Below are 16743 nucleotides of genomic sequence, written 5' to 3' on the forward strand. Positions count from 1 at the left end.
ACACTGGCTGCACACCTACAACCATCACCGCGGACACACCGCACTCGCAGGCCACCCACCCGCCAGCCGCGTCCCCAACCTCACAGGTCAGTACAACTAGGGCTTGTATCGAAGTGGGTCAGAGCCACTTGTTGATCGCAGCGACGTGGACGGTGGCTTCGTAGCGGACAGCAAGCTTGTCATAGCGAGTGGCCACCCCACGGTGGCGTTTGAGCCGGTTGATCCCGCACTCGACCGCATGACGCTGCTTGTAGATCTCGGGGTCGAAGGCCGGTGGCCGACCGCCCTTCGACCCCTTGGCCTTGCGATGCGCATCCTGATCAGCCTTGCTCGGAATCGTCGCCTTGATCCCGCGACCGCGCAGGTGCGCCCGGTTGGCCTTCGAGGTGTAAGCCTTGTCGGCCAGCACCCGATCAGGACGCGTCCGCGGCCGGCCACCGCCCAGTCGAGGCACCCAGATCCCGGCCAGAACCGGAATGAACTGCGGGCTGTCACCCCGCTGCCCCGCGGTCAACACGATCGACAACGGCTTCTGCCCCTGCTCACACCCCAGATGCACTTTCGTGGTCAATCCGCCTCACGACCGACCCAACGCATGATCATCCGGCTCGACGGTGACCCCGCCCGGCGGCTCGGCCTGCAGATCCCCCTTTTCCGCGCACCCACCGCATGCTGATGCGCCCGCGCGACCGTGGAATCCACACTGACATCCCACGTGATCCGCCCAGCCGCCTCGGCCCGGGCCTGCAACGCGGTCAGAATCCGCTGCCAGACACCAGCCCGTTGCCAGCGCCGGAACAACCCATAAACCGCTGCCCAGGACCCATATCCCTCGGGCAAGTCCCGCCACGGTGCGCCGGTGCGCACCCGCCACCGGATCCCGTCGATCAGCTGCCGTCTGCTCCACAACGACGGCCGCCCCTGCCGCGACGGCGCAGGCAACAACAGCTCCAGCGCCGCCCACTGCTCGTCGGTCAGGTCGAACCGCCTCGTCACCGCTAGGGTGTCCACGAGGTCTCCGGTGTTCAGGTTCTTCTTGGTCGACGAACCACCTACCGGAGACCTCACCTATTTCAACCACCGACACGCCCAGCACCGGCTCAACTTGCTGGAGACGACTTCGATACAGGCCCTAGGGCCGGATGTTCCGCTCGTAGACCAGCCGGAGCCCGAGCAACGTCAGATCCGGGACGTGGTCGGTGATCGTCTCCGACTCGCCGATCACCAGCGGTGCCAAGCCCCCGGTCGCCAGCACCGCGACCGGTTCCGTGCCGCTCGGCGACAGCTCGCGGACGATTCGCCGCACCAGCCCGTCCACCTGCCCGGCGAACCCGTACAGGATCCCCGACTGCAGGCACTCCACCGTGTTCTTCCCGATCACCGACCGCGGCGGGACCAGCTCGACCTTGCGCAACGCCGCCGCGCGCAACGCCAGCGCGTCCACCGAGATCTCGATCCCCGGGGCGAACGCGCCGCCGAGGAACTCGCCGCGGGCCGAGATCGCGTCCACGTTGGTCGACGTGCCGAAGTCGACCACCACGCACGCCGTGCCGCTGTGGAGGTGGTGCGCGGCCAGCGTGTTCGCCAGCCGGTCCGCGCCCACCTCCTTCGGGTTGTCCACGAGCAGCGCCACGCCCGTGCGGACACCCGGCTCCACCACGATCTTCGGCACGTCCGCGTAGTACCGGGAAAGCATCACCCGCAGTTCGCGCAGCACCGCCGGCACCGTCGACAAAGCGCTGATCCCCGTGACGGAATCCGCGTGCGGGCCCAGCAGGCCGCGCACCGTCAACGCCAGCTCGTCGGCCGTGATGCGGGCGTCCGTCCGCATGCGCCAGTCGCCGACCAGCGAGTGGCCGGACCAGAGCCCCAGGACGATGTTCGTGTTGCCGACGTCGACGGTGAGCAGCAAGCGGGTCAGCTTTCCGCGTGCAGCAGCGCGTCGAGGCGGCGGGCGTCGGCCGTCTCGGCGACCGGGAACACCGCCGTCTCCTCCTCCGGCGGCAGCGTCACCGTGCCGGACAGCAGCCCCGACCCCTCCGGCGCGTAGCCGGGATCGGTGTGCCGGTGGACGATCCGGTTGTCGGCGTCGACGAACACCACGCGCGGTTCGTACGTCGCGGCTTCGGCGTCGTCCATCTGCCCGTAGGAAATCAGGATGACCAGGTCGCCCGGGTGCACCAGGTGCGCGGCGGCGCCGTTGATGCCGAGCACGCCGCTGCCGCGCTCGCCCTTGATGACGTAGGTCTCCAGCCGCGCGCCGTTGGTGACGTCCACAATGGACACCTGTTCGCCCGGCAGCAGGTCCGCGGCCTCCATCAGGTCCTCGTCGACCGTCACCGAGCCGACGTAGTGCAGGTCGGCCTGGGTCACGGTGACGCGGTGGATCTTCGACTTGAGCATGGTGCGGTACATAGTGGACTCCTATTCCCCTGCGTCCAGCCGCTCCGGGTGCTCGACGGCGGCGCCGAGCAACACCGGAACGTTGTCGATCAGCCGGGTACTCCCCACCCGGGCCGCGATCAACAAGCGTGCTTCACCATCGACGGGCGCGGGCCCGAGGTCGGTTCCCCTCAACTCCAGGTAATCCACCTCGACCGCGGGCCGCGCGGCGAGGGTCTTCCACGCGGCCTCGAGGACCGCCTCGGCACCGTCGCGCCCGACGAACGCCCCCGCGGTGAGGGCGGCCGACAGGACGACGGCGTCTTCACGCTGTTCCGGCGTCAGGTAGACGTTGCGCGACGACAGCGCCAGGCCGTCGCGCTCCCGCACGGTCGGCACGCCGATGACGTGCGTGTCGATGTTCAGGTCGCGCACCATCCGCTTGATCAGGACCAGCTGCTGGTAGTCCTTCTCGCCGAAGAGGGCGTAGTCGGGGCGAAGCAGGTTGAACAGCTTCGCCACGACCGTCAGCACCCCGGCGAAGTGGCCGGGCCGGGAGGCGCCCTCGAGCTCGTCGCCGAGCGGACCCGGGTGGACGGTCACGACCGCGCCTTCGCCGTAGAGGGCGTCGGCGCTGGGCGTGAAGGCGATTTCGACGCCGTCCTCGCCCAGGACGGCCAGGTCGGCCTCCAGCGGACGCGGGTACGCCTCGAAGTCCTCACCCGCGCCGAACTGCAGCGGGTTGACGAAGATCGAGGTGGCCACGACGTTGTTCGGCAGCCGCTTCGCGCGGCGGATCAGCTCGCGGTGCCCGGCGTGCAGCGCACCCATGGTGGGCACGAGCGCCAGCTTGCGGCCGACGCCGTGCAGGGCCTTGCTGACCTGGCTCATCTGCTCCGGCGACGCGAACGTGTTCAACGTGCCGCGGCTGAATTTCGGTGTGGTCACTGGTCTTGCTGCCCTTCGGCGGGATCGTCGAGGAGTTCGGTGAGGTCTTTGGCGGCCGCGGTGTCCAGCAGCCCGGCAGCCGACGAACGCGCCACCGTGCGCCTGGCCAGCGCGCGGTAGGCCGGCTCCACCTCCGGCGCCCGGTCCGCCAGCACCGCGAGGTGCTTGCGGACGGTGCCGAGATCGCCACGCGCGACCGGCCCGGTGAGAGCGCGGTCGCCGTGTCGCAGCACATTATCCAACGCCGCCGAAAGCAGTGGCGCCACCAGGCGTTCGGAATGCCCGATTCCCGCTTCCCGCAAGACTTCCGCGCAGTCGGCGACCAGCGTCATCAGGTGGTTCGCGCCGTGGGTCAACGCAGCGTGGTAGAGCGCTCGCGCGGAGTCGGGGATGCGCACCGGCTCCGAGCCCATCTCGACCGCGAGCGCCTCGCCGACGTTCCACGCCGCTTCGTCGTCGGCGGCCGCCGTGACGCCGATGCTGCACGCCGCCAGCCGCTCGAGGTCCTCTTCGCGGCCGGTGAACGTCATCACCGGGTGCAGCGCGAGCGCCAGCGCCCCGGCCTCGGCCGCGGGGGCGAGCACGTCGATGCCCTGCGCGCCGGAGGTGTGCACGACGATCTGGCCGGGCCGCAGCGACTCGGTCGCGACGAGCCCGCGGACCATGCCGGCCAGCGCGTCGTCGGGGAGGGCGAGCAGCACCAGGTCCGCCTGGCGGACGGTCTCGTCGGGCGGCAGCAGGGGCACGTCGGGGAGGAGGCGTTCGGCACGGGCCAGCGACGCGGCGGACAGCCCCGACGCGGCGACCACGGTGTGCCCCGCCCGGGCCAGCGCGGCGCCGAGCACACTGCCCACCCGGCCGGCGGAGACGACGCCGACCGCCAGGCGAGCGGGCCTCATCATGGCGTGCGCCTGTGGACGCTCATGGTTGGCAGACTCCCTCTGCTCTCGTTCCAGTCCCTTTCCGGGTACCGGACGAACGGCGCGAGACTAACTCGATTAAGCGCGAAGCGTTGAGCCCGGGTGACCAGCTTCACCCGGACCGGGTCACCCTCGGGCGGCCTCTTCGGCGAGGCGCGTCGCCTCCGCGCGGGCGGCCTTCAACGTGCGCAGCAGCTCCTGCTGGCGCTGCCGGTCTTCGTCGCTCGTGAGCTCCCGGCGGTCCAGGAACGCGAGCTCGGTCACGCTGGCCTGGTAGACGGCGACGGCCTTCGCGGCACGCTTGCCGGACTGGCGTTTCGCCTGCCGCCGCCAGGCGCGCCGCCCGGGCAGGCTGGCCAGCAGGTCGACCTCCGACGGCGCGATCCACCGCGCGGCGGCCATGTGCGGCAGGGCGGCGGCGATGATGCGCTGCTCCCGCCGTCGTTGCAGGACGACGAGGTAGACCACGCCGAGGAACAGCGGCAGCATGATCAGGAAGTAGACGGTGAGGAACTTCGACCCGCCGAGCAGCGCGGCGCTGTTCCACAGCGCGTGCAGGCAGACGGCGGCGAGGTACCCGGCGATCGGCGCGACGACCCGCATGGCCTTGGTGGTGGTGCGCGCGGCGATACCGATCCCGATGCCGGTGAGCACGGCGAACAGCGGGTGCGTGAACGGCGCGAGGACGCCGCGGAGGAAGAACGCCGTGATGACGCCCTGGCTGTGTCCGTCGCCGAAGCCGTAGTCGGCGAACGCGCGGCCGAAGTAGTAGATGTTCTCGGTGAACGCGAACCCGGCGGCGCTGAACCCGGCGTAGACGACGCCGTCCACGACGCCGTCGAACTCTTCGCGGCGGCGCCACACGAGGAGCACCACGAAGAGGGCCTTCGCGGCCTCCTCGACGACGGGCGCGGAGATGAGCGCGGCGATGGTGTTGCCGCTGCCCTTGCCGAGCAGCTCGTCACCGACGGCTTCGGCGGTGGTGTTGATCAGCAGCGCGGTGATGGTCGCGATGCAGGCGCCCCAGGCGAAGGCGAGGAGGAGGAACTTCGCCGGTTCGGGCTCCCAGCGGTCGACCCAGAGGAACCCGGCGACGACCCCGGCGACCGGCACGAGCGCGGCGAGGACACCGATGGTGACGGCCAGGGGGCCGACCCGCGCGGTGGCCAGGCCGAAGAGGAACAGGCCGCAGAGGGCGACCACGATCAGCCCGAGCACCGGCAGCAGCACGGTGATCCGGCGAGGCCGCCGTCCCCGATCGAGTCCCGTCGCGGGCGAGAGGGTTCCGCTCACAGCCGGTCACCCTACGCAGACCGGACAGGAACGTGAACGCCACCTGGCACACACGGCACCGGTTCAGCCAAGCGGGCGCCGGATCGGCTCGCCGGGTGCGCCCCAATGTGGCCTTGGTTGCGTGTGACGCACCGAAGGCCACATTGGGTGCGCAAGACGCACCGAAGGCCATATTGGGGCGCTTGGGTCCTGGCGCCGGGGTCAGTCCTCCGCGCGGCGACGGCGGCGGGGCGTCGAGCCCGTTCCGCCGTTCGCGGCCAGCAGCTCGCTCACCGAGCGGCCCGCCGTGTGCGAACCGCTGCCCGGGGCCGCCTCGGCCGACCGGCGGCCGTTGCGAGCGCCGTTGTGGCCGTTGCCGTTCTGCTCCGCGTCCGCCGGGTCGACCGGGGCCATGTTGCGGCGCGACATCGACGCCCGCTCGGCGACCATGCCCTCCCACGCCGGCGGCTCGCCGTCCGGGCGACGGCGGCGGCCACCGCCCGTCGGCTCCGGCGCGGCCGGCACGGCGGGCATCTGCTGCGAGTCGTCCGGCTTGCGGCGGCGGCCACCCGAGCGGCCCTGGAAGTTGCGGACCGACTCCGGCAGCGTCGGGTTCGCCAGCGGCGCGTCGGCCTGCGCGGCCTCGGCGGGCGCGCGGTGCGAACCCCCGTGGCGCGACGCCGGCTCGTCGAGGATCGGCGACATGTCCGCCCGCGAGAACTGCTCCAGCCGCGACGGACGGCGGCCGTCGGCGGCCGGGACCGGCGTGGTCGGCGGCACCACCGGCGGCAGGTTCGTCCGCGACGGCTGCCGTGCGGCCGGCGGGTTGTTCGGCACCGGTGTCGTCGGCGGGACGACCGGCAGGTCCCGGCGCGACGCCGTGGCGTCCCGCGGCATCGGCGGCGTCTTCGGTTCCGGCGGCTTCGGCCGGTTCGGCCGCTGGCGCTCGGCGAAGTCGTCACGGTTCTGGAAGGCCGCGCTCAGGTCGGTCACCGGCCGGATGTCCGACCGGGACATCTCCGACGGCTTCACCGGCGGCGCCGGCCGGGCGGGCGCCGGCCGCGGCGGCTCGGGCGGCTTGGGACGCGCACCGTTGCCGACGCGCGGCAGGTCCGGCCGCGACATCTCGACGCGCGGAATCGCCGGCATCGACCGCTCCACGCGTGGGATGTCGGACATGGACCGTTCCACGCGCGGAATGTCCGGCCGCGACATCTCCACCCGCGGAATGGCGGGCATCGAGCGCTCCACCCGCGGGATGTCCGGCATGGACCGTTCCACCCGCGGAATGTCCGGCCGCGACATCTCCACCCGCGGGATCGCGGGCATCGAGCGCTCGACCCGCGGGATGTCCGACCGCGAGACCTCGGCCGGCCGCGGCGCCTCGACGCGCGGCAGGTCCGGGCGCGACACCTCGGCGGGCCGCATCGCCGGCCGCGACAGCTCCGCCCGGCGCGCGGGCGGCGGCTCGGGACGGCGGATCTCCGTCTTCGGCTCCGGGGCGCGGCGGATCTCGGTCTTCGGCTCGGGGCGCGGCACCTGGCGCGTCGGCTCGGCGGCGGCTTCCGGACGGCGCTCGGGCTTCGCGACTTCTTCGGGCTTCGGCAGCCGCATCGGCTGCGACTCGGCCTGACGGCGGGCCGCCTCGGCGCGCAGCTCGGCGGCCTTCAGCTCGCGCTGCGCGGCGTTCAAGGCGGGGTCGACCGGCGGCACCGGGGGACGGCGTTCGCTCAACGGCGTCGGCCGCGAAATCTGCTGGGTGCTCTGCACGGAGACGTTCGCCGGGGTCTTCGGGACCGGCTTGCCGCCGAAGCCCTTGCCCTTGCCGAGGCCCTTGCCGTTCGCCGGCTTCCCGCCCGAGGCCTTGCGGCGACGCTCGTCGAGCACGCGGTCGATCAGCTCGGTCGGCCGCTCGCCCGCCTCGGCGGGCTTCTTCCCGGCCATCAGCTGGGCGGGCCGCTTCTTCGGCGCGCCGTCGGTGACCATGCGGTTCTCGTCGGAGAGCTTGCGCATCCGGGTCGCCTGCGCGGTCAGCGCGACGCGTTCGAGCAGCACCTCGCCGCCGAACAGCGACTGGAGGCTGTCGCGCAGCGCGGAGACCTCGGCGCGCAGCGCCTCCAGCTCCTCGCGGCCCTTGGAGTCGGCCGCGCTGCGGTTCTCGGCCTCCACCTCCAGCTCGAATTCGCGCCGGGCCGCGATCTCGCGTTCCAGCTCCAGTTCGTACACAGCCTGCGCCTCGGCGACCGCGTCCTCGCTCTGTGCCGCGTGCTTGCGGTACTTCACGGCGAGGAAAGCGCCGATCAGGGCAGCCCAGAGGGCGGCGACGATCCCGAGCCGGAGGTAGCGGAGATCGTCGCTGAGCACCAGTGCGAGGGTGGCTCCGATGGCGAGGACAAAGCCGACGACGAGCCACGGCCTGCCCAGTAGGCGGCCGCGCGAGTCGTCACCCACGCCGGTCATGCCTGACACCGTACCTGCTCGTAATCCGAACGAGACCTACTCGGTCCCGCGAGCGGTGGGATTCCAGCGCTAACCGGTCGTCCCGCGGGTGTGCTCACGATCTTGGTCACGCGGGGTCCGGCAGCAGTGCTCGAGCCACAAACCCGCTGCTACCAGGGCCGCGGAGGACACGACGCCGACCACGCCGGCGCGGGTGTCGAGCACGGCGGCGACGAGTTCGTCACGTCGCGGGAAAACGTAGGCGAGCGCGGCCAGCCACGCGCCGCCCATGAACGCTCCGGCGAGTGACGAAGCCTTCGCCAGCGCCACTGATCGGGCGATCCCGATAGCGGCAACGACCCGGCCGTTCTTGATCCGAGAGCGAATGGAGAGCGCGAGCCCGGCTTCCACAAGGGCCAACACGGCGAAGGTGACGCCGGCGAACGTGGGCAGCTGCGGCAGCGATCCGTACGCGACGACGAAGAGCAGGTAGCCGAGGACCAGGCCGAGCAGCCCGGCCACCACCAGGTCCCGGGGCCGGGTGAAGTGCATGAACCAACCGTACCGTGCGAGGCTTGACTCTCCACCAACTGGAGAGTTCAAGATGCGTCTTGTGGGTACCACCGCGACCTTCACCATCGGCGAGCTGGCCCGGCGGACCGGCCTGCCGGTCAAGACCATCCGCTTCTATTCGGACGAGGGCCTGCTGCCCCCGACCGAGCGGACGGACGCCGGCTACCGCCTCTACGACGCCGCGGCGATGGCCCGGCTCGAGCTGGTCCGCACCCTGCGCGAGCTCGGGCTGGGCCTCGCCGACGTGTCGGCCGCCTTGACGAAGTCGGCGACGGTCGGCGAGCTGGCGACCCGGCACGTCGAGGCGCTGGACGAGCAGATCCGGCGCCTGCGGCTGCGCCGGGCGGTGTTGCGCGCGGTGGCCAAGCGTGATTCCGAGCTGGAGGAAGTGAAACTGATGAACCGTCTCGCGTCGATGTCCGACGAAGAGCGCAAGCGGCTGGTCGACGAGTTCTGGGACGAGATGGTCGCGGGCCTGGAGATCGACTCGCAGTTCTACGAGCGCATGCGCGCCGGGAAGCCCGAGCTGCCGGACGACCCGTCGCCCGAGCAGCTGGAGGCGTGGATCGAGTTCGCCGAGCTCGTCCAGGACCCGTCGTTCCGGGCGTTGATCCGCGGTATGAGCGAGACCCAGGCCGCGCAGATCAAGGCGGGCGAGTTCCAGCAGCCGGCGGACGCCTGGCGGGAGAACTGGAACGCCTGGATGACGCGGGCCCAGGAAGCCGTCGACGCCGGCCTGGACCCGAGGTCGACGGAGGGGCAAACGCTTGCGGCGGAGATCGCGGCGGCGAGCGCGCGCCCGGACCAGGACGCGGATTCGGCCGAGTTCCGCCGCGAGCTGGCCGACCGCTTCGCCGCGAGCGGCGACGCCCGCGCCGAGCGCTACTGGCAATTGCTGGCGATCATCAACAGCTGGCCCCCGGTCCCGACGACGCAGCCGGCGGTCCGCTTCATGATCGAAGCCCTGCGCGGCTGACCGCACGGGAACGGCAACTCGGCGATGGGCCGGGGGTGATCGGTAACGGCCACCTCCGGCTCACCGATAGGCCCTCTTTCCGCCCCCGCCCGCTTGGGGGACCCCCGGTTTCAACGTTACTCGCGAGCACCGACAGTTCCGGGTCCACGCACCCGAGTTGTCCACAAGGGTCCCGAGTTGTCCACAGGCTCGGCGTCAGCGCAGTTCGAGGTTCGTGCGGCGGACCGTCGCCACCTCGTCCGCCGGGCGGGCCGCGAGCAGCTCCGCGATCGGGCCGTGGCCCGGCAGCACCGCCGCCGGCTCGATCTCCACCCACGGCACCAGCACGCTCGCCCGGTCCGGCGTTCCCGGGTGCGGCAGCAGCAGCTCCGGGTCCGCCGAGCGCACCCCGTCCACCGTGACCACGTCGACGTCCAGCGTCCGCGGCCCCCAGCGCAGCTCGCGGACCCGGCCCGCCTCCCGCTCGGCCGCCTGGCCCGTGCGCAACCACGCCCAGTGGTCGCGCGCCGGGTCGTCGACCACGCACACCGCGTTCAGGAAGTCCGGCTGGTCCTCGACGCCCCACGCCTTCGTCTCGTACACGCTCGACACCGCGACCAACGCCGGCCGCACCGCGTCCAGCGCCAGCTTCAGGAAGCCGAGCCGGTCGCCGAGGTTCGAGCCCAGCGACAGCACCGCGCGGCTCACCGGCCGCGCCGGACCGTCACCGCGACGTCGTCGAACGTCAGCGGGATCGGCGCCGACGGCTTGTGCACCGTCACCTCGACCGCGCTCAGCCGCTCGTCGCGCAGCACCTCGTCGGCGATCTTGCCCGCGACGCTCTCGATCAGGTCGTACGGCTCGCCCGCGACGATCCCCGCCGCCAGCTCGGCCAGCTCGCCGTAGTGCAGCGTCTTCGTCAGGTCGTCCGACGCGGCGGCCGGCCCGAGGTCCAGCCACACCGTGATGTCGACGACGAACTCCTGCCCGTCGCGCTTCTCGTGCTCGAACACGCCGTGGCGGCCGAACACGCGCAGGCCGGTCAGCGTGATCCGGTCAGACATCCGGGGAACCCTTCCACCAAGCGGCGGCCACGGCGACCGCGTCCAGCGACGCCCCGACCTCGTGCACCCGCACGCCCCACGCGCCCGCGGCCGCGGCGAGCGCGGAGATGGCGGCGGTGGCGTCTTCACGGCCGTCCGGCGGCCGCGGCGTGCCGTCCTTTTCGGACAGCAGACGGCCGAGAAACCGCTTGCGCGAAGCGCCGACGAGCACCGGGAAACCCAGCGACAGCAACGAATCCAGGCCGCGCAGCAACGCCCAGTCGTGCTCGGCGTTCTTCGCGAACCCCAGGCCGGGGTCCAACACGATCGCGCTCTCGGCGACCCCCGCGGCGAGCGCTTCGTCCACTCGGGACAGCAGCTCGGCCCGCACATCGGCGACGACGTCCCGGTAGGACGCCAGCGCCTGCATGTCCTTGCTGTGCCCGCGCCAGTGCATCAGCACCCACGGCACCCCGCTGTCCGCGGCCACGCGCGCCATGTCCGGATCGGCCAGCCCACCCGAGACGTCGTTGACGATGTGCGCCCCGGCTTCGAGCGCCGCGGCGGCGACGGCCGCGCGGGTCGTGTCGACCGACAGCGCGATTCCCTCGCCGGCGAGCGTGCGGATGACCGGCAGGATCCGCTGCATTTCGGTCTCGGCATCCACCCGGGCCGCTCCCGGCCGGGTCGACTCGCCACCGACGTCGATCAGGTCGGCCCCGCGCGCCCACATCTCGCGCGCGTGCGCCAGCGCCTGGTCGAGCCCGAGGTAGCGGCCACCGTCCGAAAAGGAATCGGGCGTCACGTTCAGCACGCCCATCACGACGCACCGGCCGGGAGCGGGAAGCCCCACGCTCACCGGCGCGCCTTGATCAGGTCGAGCGCCTCCGCCCGCGAGGACGGCGAGTTCTTCAGCTGCCCGCGCACGGCGGAGGTGGTCGTGCGGGCACCGGGCTTCCGGATCCCGCGCATGGCCATGCAGAGGTGCTCGGCTTCGATCACGACGATGACGCCGCGGGGTTCGAGTTTGCGCACGATCGCGTCGGCGACCTGCGAGGTCAGGCGTTCTTGGACCTGCGGGCGCTTGGCGTAGAGGTCGACAAGCCGGGCCAGTTTGGACAACCCGGTGACTTTGCCGGCGGCGTTCGGGATGTACCCGACGTGCGCGACGCCGTGGAATGGCACCAAATGATGCTCACAATTATGCGTCAAATGTCCCGCAATCAAAAAAGTCGGATGCGGATCACATTTGAAACTGTAAACCGTATAAGGCTTGGCGCCGGTCGCCGTCACGGGTGTCACTGACTCGACCTGCACGTACTCCGACTCGATGAGGTCGGTCGCGTAGTCGTCCTGCGGGAATCCATGCTTCCGGAACCAGCTGTCCGCGATCCACAATTGCGACGTAACGCCAATGCTGGGCGAGAACCTGGCGCCGATGATGGTGGCCAAGTCCTCCAGGAAATTGACATTGGAGCTCGTCACACGCCGCCCAGGCCGACCGGGGTCGTCACAACCGTCTCCGTCGATGTATCCGTCGAGGAAGCCGTTGAAGGTCGACAAGTCGTTCAACACGACCATCGGGAACCGCTGACGCATGTGGTGAGCGTCGCCGCCGACGTACTGCCGCATCAGATCGGCCAGGAAGGACGACACCACCCGCACGCGGAAGCCCGGCAGATCCCGCCCCAGGTAGCCCGACGGCCGGGAGGTCGGTTCGACCTTCGCGTCGATCCCGAACGCACGGTGCAGGGACTCCGCGAACTTCTTCGCGTAGTCGCGGTCGTTGACCACAAGGGACACATAGCGATCCGCGACCGTGCCATCGGCGCAGACCGTGCCGACGACGTAGCCGAAGTCGTACCCGAGGGTCGGCCGCCATCGGTCGCGGCAGAGCTTCTTGGCGTGCGTCCACTCGATGAACGTGCCGTCGACGTCCTTGGCTTCCTTCCAGCCTTCCGGCGTCGCCAAGGGGTGGTCCGGGGTAACGCGGAACTTGCCCACTGAAGTCTTCACCTCGACCAGCTCACGCGTCTGGTGCGAGCTGATCTCGGTGACCTCGGTCTCTTCGACGTTGCCGCCGACGAGCGTCCACAGCTTGTCGCCCACCTGCACGTCAGCGGCCTGTTTGCGGCCGCCGACGGCGTTCACGGTCTGCTTGCTGGGCACGCACTGGCTGAACATCGGGATGTCCGTGACCAGCACGAGTTCCTCGTGGGATTCGTCGAAGGTCCGGTCCAGGACCGAGTCCGGCTCGGTGTAGAGGCCCGCGAACATCTCGTGGTACGCGCGGGCAACCCGGGCGGGGGTCTCCTTGAGACCGTCCCGCTCCGGGTCTTCGCCGCACGCCAGGAGAAGCTCGCGGATCGCCTTCTCCGCCCGGTCCTGGTCGAAGACCGGGCGGTCGGCGTCACTGGGGCTTTTCGGATCCATCCACGTCACGTCGTTCTCCCTCGTTCTGCTGGTTGCCCGCCTGGTCGGCGAACCAGCCGTGCTCACGAGGGCGTTCTTCACCACCGGGCCGCCACGACTGGCCCGGCTGACCGCCCGGCGAGGTCGCGGGCGTCCAGCCCGGAGGGGCACCGTAGTTCGGGGGCCCGCTCTGGCCGGGCGGGTAGCTGCCCGGCTGCTGGCCGCCGTAGCTCTGCGGCCAGTGCGCCGTGCCGTTGGGTCCACCGTTCGGGCCGCCGTACGGACGGCCGCCGTTCGGGTAGGCGCCCGGCTGCGGCGGGGCGTACGGGTTCGCGTTCGGGTCGGCCGGTGCCGGGTACGGCGGGCCGCCCGGGAGGTCGCCCGCGCCCTGGGCGGTGCCGACCGGGGTCGGCTCCGGCTTCAGGACCGGCTTCTCCTTCTCCGGCGGCGGCCACGGCTCGCCGCGCTCCATCGCCAGCTCGCCCGGGGTCTTGATCGGCGGCTTGTCCGACGGCGTCCGCTCACCGAACTCGTTGAACACGGTGATGTGCGGGCGCTTCTCGACCGTCGCGAAGATCCGCTCCAGGTCCTTGCGGGTCAGCGTCTCCTTCTCCAGGAGCTCGATGACCAGCTCGTCGAGCACGTCGCGGTAGGTGTTGAGCACGTGCCACGCCTCGGTGTGCGCCGTCTCGATGAGCTTGCGCACCTCCTCGTCGATCTCGTGCGCCACTTCCAGCGAGTAGTCCGCCTGCCGCCCGGCCGACCGGCCGAGGAACGGGTCGCCCTGCTCCTGGCCGTACTTGACCGCGCCGAGGCGGGCGCTCATGCCGTACTCGGTGACCATCGCGCGGGCGATCTTCGTCGCCTGCTCGATGTCCGAGGACGCGCCGGTGGTGGGCTCGTGGAAGACGAGCTCCTCGGCCGTGCGGCCACCCATCGCGAAGACCAGCCGCCCGATCATCTCGGAGCGGGTCATCAGGTCCTTGTCGTCCTCGGGGACGAGCAGCGCGTGCCCGCCCGTGCGGCCGCGCGGCAGGATGGTCAGCTTGTAGACCGGTTCGATGTCCGGCATCGCCCACGCGGCGAGCGCGTGCCCGCCCTCGTGGTAGGCCGTGATCTTCTTCTCCTTCTCGGAGATGATCCGGCTCTTGCGGGCGGGGCCGCCGACGACGCGGTCGACCGACTCCTCCAGCGCCGCGTCGGTGATCACGTGCCCGTTCTGGCGGGCGGTGAGCAGCGCGGCCTCGTTGAGCACGTTCGCCAGGTCGGCGCCGGACATGCCGACGGTCCGCTTGGCCAGGCTGGTCAGGTCGGTGCCCTGGGCGATCGGCTTGCCCTTGGCGTGCACCTCGAGGATCGCCTTGCGGCCGCGCAGGTCGGGCGCGGACACCGGGATCTGCCGGTCGAACCGGCCGGGGCGCAGCAGCGCCGGGTCGAGGATGTCGGGCCGGTTGGTGGCCGCGATCAGGATGATGCCGCCGCGGGCGTCGAAGCCGTCCATCTCGACGAGCAGCTGGTTCAGCGTCTGCTCGCGCTCGTCGTGGCCGCCGCCGAGGCCGGCGCCGCGCTGGCGGCCGACCGCGTCGATCTCGTCGACGAAGATGATGCACGGCGCGTTCTGCTTCGCCTGCTCGAACAGGTCACGGACGCGCGAGGCGCCGACACCGACGAACATCTCGACGAAGTCCGAGCCGGAGATCGTGTAGAACGGCACGCCCGCCTCGCCGGCCACGGCCCGCGCGAGCAGCGTCTTGCCGGTACCCGGCGGCCCGTAGAGCAGCACGCCCTTCGGGATCTTCGCGCCGAGCGCCTGGTAGCGCGCCGGGTTCTGCAGGAAGTCCTTGATCTCGTACAGCTCTTCGACGGCCTCGTCGGCACCCGCGACGTCCCCGAAGGTCGTCTTGGGCATGTCCTTGTTCAGCTGCTTGGCCTTGGACTTGCCGAAGTTGAGGACGCGGTTGCCGCCGCCCTGGGCGTTGTTCATCATCCACATCAGCAGGCCCAGGACGAGGGCCAGCGGGATGGCGAAGATGAGGATCTGCGTCAGCACGCCCTGCTGGGTCACCTTGGTGGTGAACTTGATCGGCTGGCCGCCGTTCTTCGCCGCGATCAACGAGTCGTAGATCGGGCGGGTGGCGTCCGAGGGGTACTGCGAAATGATCTGGGTGACCTGCTGGCCGTCGACGTCGATGGGCTTGTTCAGCAACAGCTTGAGCTGCTGCTCCTTGTCCTCGAGGCTGGCTTCCTTGACGTTGTTCGAGGAGATCTGGGAGTTCGCCACCGAGATGGGTGCCTGGGTGTACCCACGATCACTGTCGAAGATCGTGTTGTACGCGAACAACGCCAGCAACCCCGCGACGATCCACAGCAGTGGGTTCCTGAGCACGCTCTTCCGGTTCATACGACTCGGCCCTGGTGGCCTCGACCCTCCCTGGTTGGGCGGCTCCTGTGATACCCGCCATCACGATCTTGACAACCCGTGGTGCCCGGGCTGCCGTCCCATCAGGGTACCGTCCGCTGCCGCGTTCATCCCCTGTGAGCCTCTCGCAGGTCAACGGGCGATACCGCGCCCGGGTTCCCGGCCGGCGTCCACGCTGTTCACGCTAGCGCGTGCCGTCGGACACACTGCTCACCATCTCGCCCAGCCGGGTCCGCAGCGTCGCCGGGTCGGCGGGCGCGACCGTGACCCACTCGCGGCCGTCCGTACCTGCGCGGGAGAGGCTCAGGTAGCGCCCGGTCGCGGTGTCGAACCAGGCCAGCACCCGGGACCGTTGCTTGGCCCCGACCTGGGAACGGCTGTTCGCTGCCAGCTGACCACCGCGTTGCCGCGGCTGCCCGGAGATGCGGCCGTACGCCTCCCGCGGATCGGCCGTGACGCGTTCGCTCAGCGGCGTCCGGCGCGCCTTCCCGCGGTCTTCGCCCGGGTTCGACGGGAGGGACACGGGCACCCGGATCGGCGCGGTGCGCAGGGCGTCGTCCAGCGGAAGTGTGACCGACGCCTCGGTCCCGCGCGGCCCGGCCGGGAGCACCCCGACGACGGCGGAGACCAGGCCGTCCGGCGGGACGTCCCGCAGCCAGATGCCGTCGGCGTCCTGGACCGCGAGGACGCCGAGGGTGGCGTCGGCCGCCGCGAGCACGCCGACGGTGGGCGCCTCGAACTGCGGGATGTGCAGGGCGTCGATGGTCAGCGGGGCGAAGGCCAGCAGCTGCAGGGCGTCCTCGATCGGCGGCGCGAGCCTGCCGCGCGGATCGCGGATGCCGCGGGCCTTCAGCTCGGCGTCGACGCGGTGGCGCAGCGAGACGCGCTCGTCTTCGGTCGCGCCGTGCGACCGGACCAGCAGCGGGTACGGCAGCTCACCGACCTGCGCCGACTCCCAGAGGAAGTCGAACGCGAGCGGCGAGAAGAACTCTTGCATCACTACTCTCCCGGTTCGGACTCTTGCTCAGCGTAGCCCGCACCACCGACAAAAAGCGGCCGGCGGCGAGCACGCTCGGAGAAAGCCGGAGCCCGATCTTGGCAGAGGGCGCGGACGGCCGCGGTCCGGCCCGGCGGCCGCGCCCCTCGCGGGCGAGGGCTCAGCCGACCCCGGCGGGCAGAAGCCCCCAACGCACGCAGGGGCGCGGGCGGGCCCAGTTCGGCCAGAGCCCCTCGCGCACAGGGCGAGGCTCGCCGACCCCGGCGGGCGAAGTCCCTCACGCGCGCGGGGGCGCGGGCGGAGCCCACTTCGGCCGGATGCCCTCGCACTCGCGAAGGCAGGACCCACCCCCGGCCCAGTGGGTCGAACGCCCTCGCGCGGCC

At 71.2% G+C, this 16743-nt stretch carries 13 protein-coding genes and 3 pseudogenes; 1 reads left to right on the forward strand and 15 read right to left on the reverse strand.

Features of this window, described 5'->3' with window-relative positions:
* Window positions 1-118: 118 nt before the first annotated feature.
* The 8 genes and pseudogenes from AB0J40_RS42445 to AB0J40_RS42480 all read right to left on the reverse strand — a co-directional run bounded on the left by AB0J40_RS42445 (window position 119) and on the right by AB0J40_RS42480 (window position 8513).
* Window positions 119-996: pseudogene (locus AB0J40_RS42445) on the reverse strand (IS5 family transposase).
* Window positions 997-1132: 136 nt separating this feature from the next.
* Entirely contained in the window at window positions 1133-1912 is a 780-nt protein-coding gene (locus tag AB0J40_RS42450; RefSeq protein WP_364465428.1) for a type III pantothenate kinase, read from the reverse strand.
* 5 nt (window positions 1913-1917) lie between these two features.
* The gene (gene panD / locus AB0J40_RS42455; protein ID WP_364465430.1) at window positions 1918-2415 is read right to left on the reverse strand and encodes an aspartate 1-decarboxylase; all 498 of its coding nucleotides are present in this window, start codon (window positions 2413-2415) and stop codon (window positions 1918-1920) included.
* 9 nt (window positions 2416-2424) lie between these two features.
* The gene (gene panC, locus AB0J40_RS42460; protein ID WP_364465432.1) at window positions 2425-3330 is read right to left on the reverse strand and encodes a pantoate--beta-alanine ligase; all 906 of its coding nucleotides are present in this window, start codon (window positions 3328-3330) and stop codon (window positions 2425-2427) included.
* Complete coding sequence (locus AB0J40_RS42465; protein ID WP_364465434.1) at window positions 3327-4232, reverse strand: DUF2520 domain-containing protein; 906 nt, start codon at window positions 4230-4232, stop codon at window positions 3327-3329. Before AB0J40_RS42465 ends, panC begins: the two co-directional genes overlap by 4 nt.
* 144 nt (window positions 4233-4376) lie before the next feature.
* On the reverse strand, window positions 4377-5480 hold the full coding sequence (locus tag AB0J40_RS42470) for a PrsW family intramembrane metalloprotease (protein ID WP_364465610.1): 1104 nt from the start codon (window positions 5478-5480) through the stop codon (window positions 4377-4379).
* A gap of 264 nt (window positions 5481-5744) precedes the next feature.
* The gene (locus AB0J40_RS42475; protein ID WP_364465436.1) at window positions 5745-7982 is read right to left on the reverse strand and encodes a DUF6779 domain-containing protein; all 2238 of its coding nucleotides are present in this window, start codon (window positions 7980-7982) and stop codon (window positions 5745-5747) included.
* A gap of 69 nt (window positions 7983-8051) precedes the next feature.
* Complete coding sequence (locus tag AB0J40_RS42480) at window positions 8052-8513, reverse strand: DUF3180 domain-containing protein (protein WP_364465438.1); 462 nt, start codon at window positions 8511-8513, stop codon at window positions 8052-8054.
* Window positions 8514-8574: 61 nt separating this feature from the next.
* Between AB0J40_RS42480 and AB0J40_RS42485 the strand changes: the two genes are divergently transcribed.
* Window positions 8575-9510 (forward strand): MerR family transcriptional regulator, encoded by a 936-nt coding sequence (locus tag AB0J40_RS42485; protein WP_364465612.1) that lies wholly within the window; start codon window positions 8575-8577, stop codon window positions 9508-9510.
* A gap of 195 nt (window positions 9511-9705) precedes the next feature.
* On the opposite strand, the gene folK is transcribed toward AB0J40_RS42485, so the two are convergent.
* From folK to AB0J40_RS42520, 7 genes and pseudogenes are all read right to left on the reverse strand, one after another.
* Window positions 9706-10197, reverse strand: a complete 492-nt coding sequence (gene folK, locus AB0J40_RS42490) for a 2-amino-4-hydroxy-6-hydroxymethyldihydropteridine diphosphokinase (RefSeq protein ID WP_364465440.1) — start codon at window positions 10195-10197, stop codon at window positions 9706-9708.
* The gene (gene folB / locus AB0J40_RS42495) at window positions 10194-10553 is read right to left on the reverse strand and encodes a dihydroneopterin aldolase (RefSeq protein ID WP_364465442.1); all 360 of its coding nucleotides are present in this window, start codon (window positions 10551-10553) and stop codon (window positions 10194-10196) included. Before folB ends, folK begins: the two co-directional genes overlap by 4 nt.
* Window positions 10546-11352 (reverse strand): dihydropteroate synthase, encoded by an 807-nt coding sequence (folP, locus tag AB0J40_RS42500; RefSeq protein WP_364465614.1) that lies wholly within the window; start codon window positions 11350-11352, stop codon window positions 10546-10548. The genes folB and folP overlap by 8 nt, the downstream gene beginning before the upstream one ends.
* Before the next feature lie 35 nt (window positions 11353-11387).
* Window positions 11388-11732, reverse strand: a pseudogene (folE, locus tag AB0J40_RS42505) (GTP cyclohydrolase I); the annotation flags it as partial.
* Between the two features lie 975 nt (window positions 11733-12707).
* Window positions 12708-12965: pseudogene (locus tag AB0J40_RS42510) on the reverse strand (GTP cyclohydrolase I); the annotation flags it as partial.
* On the reverse strand, window positions 12943-15345 hold the full coding sequence (ftsH, locus tag AB0J40_RS42515) for an ATP-dependent zinc metalloprotease FtsH (RefSeq protein WP_364465444.1): 2403 nt from the start codon (window positions 15343-15345) through the stop codon (window positions 12943-12945). The gene ftsH and the pseudogene AB0J40_RS42510, both read right to left, overlap by 23 nt.
* Window positions 15346-15547: 202 nt before the next feature.
* The gene (locus AB0J40_RS42520) at window positions 15548-16363 is read right to left on the reverse strand and encodes an ESX secretion-associated protein EspG (protein WP_364465446.1); all 816 of its coding nucleotides are present in this window, start codon (window positions 16361-16363) and stop codon (window positions 15548-15550) included.
* Window positions 16364-16743: the final 380 nt, after the last annotated feature.

Source organism: Amycolatopsis sp. NPDC049691 (assembly GCF_040675005.1).
Lineage (GTDB): Bacteria > Actinomycetota > Actinomycetes > Mycobacteriales > Pseudonocardiaceae > Amycolatopsis.

What these genes read in the sequence shown, in the direction of transcription:
- panD (WP_364465430.1), bottom strand. Translation starts at nt 2,415, where the DNA reads ATGTACCGCACCATGCTCAAGTCGAAGATCCACCGCGTCACCGTGACC.
- AB0J40_RS42465 (WP_364465434.1), bottom strand. Translation starts at nt 4,232, where the DNA reads ATGATGAGGCCCGCTCGCCTGGCGGTCGGCGTCGTCTCCGCCGGCCGG.
- AB0J40_RS42475 (WP_364465436.1), bottom strand. Translation starts at nt 7,982, where the DNA reads ATGACCGGCGTGGGTGACGACTCGCGCGGCCGCCTACTGGGCAGGCCG.
- AB0J40_RS42480 (WP_364465438.1), bottom strand. Translation starts at nt 8,513, where the DNA reads ATGCACTTCACCCGGCCCCGGGACCTGGTGGTGGCCGGGCTGCTCGGC.
- folB (WP_364465442.1), bottom strand. Translation starts at nt 10,553, where the DNA reads ATGTCTGACCGGATCACGCTGACCGGCCTGCGCGTGTTCGGCCGCCAC.
- folP (WP_364465614.1), bottom strand. Translation starts at nt 11,352, where the DNA reads ATGGGCGTGCTGAACGTGACGCCCGATTCCTTTTCGGACGGTGGCCGC.
- ftsH (WP_364465444.1), bottom strand. Translation starts at nt 15,345, where the DNA reads ATGAACCGGAAGAGCGTGCTCAGGAACCCACTGCTGTGGATCGTCGCG.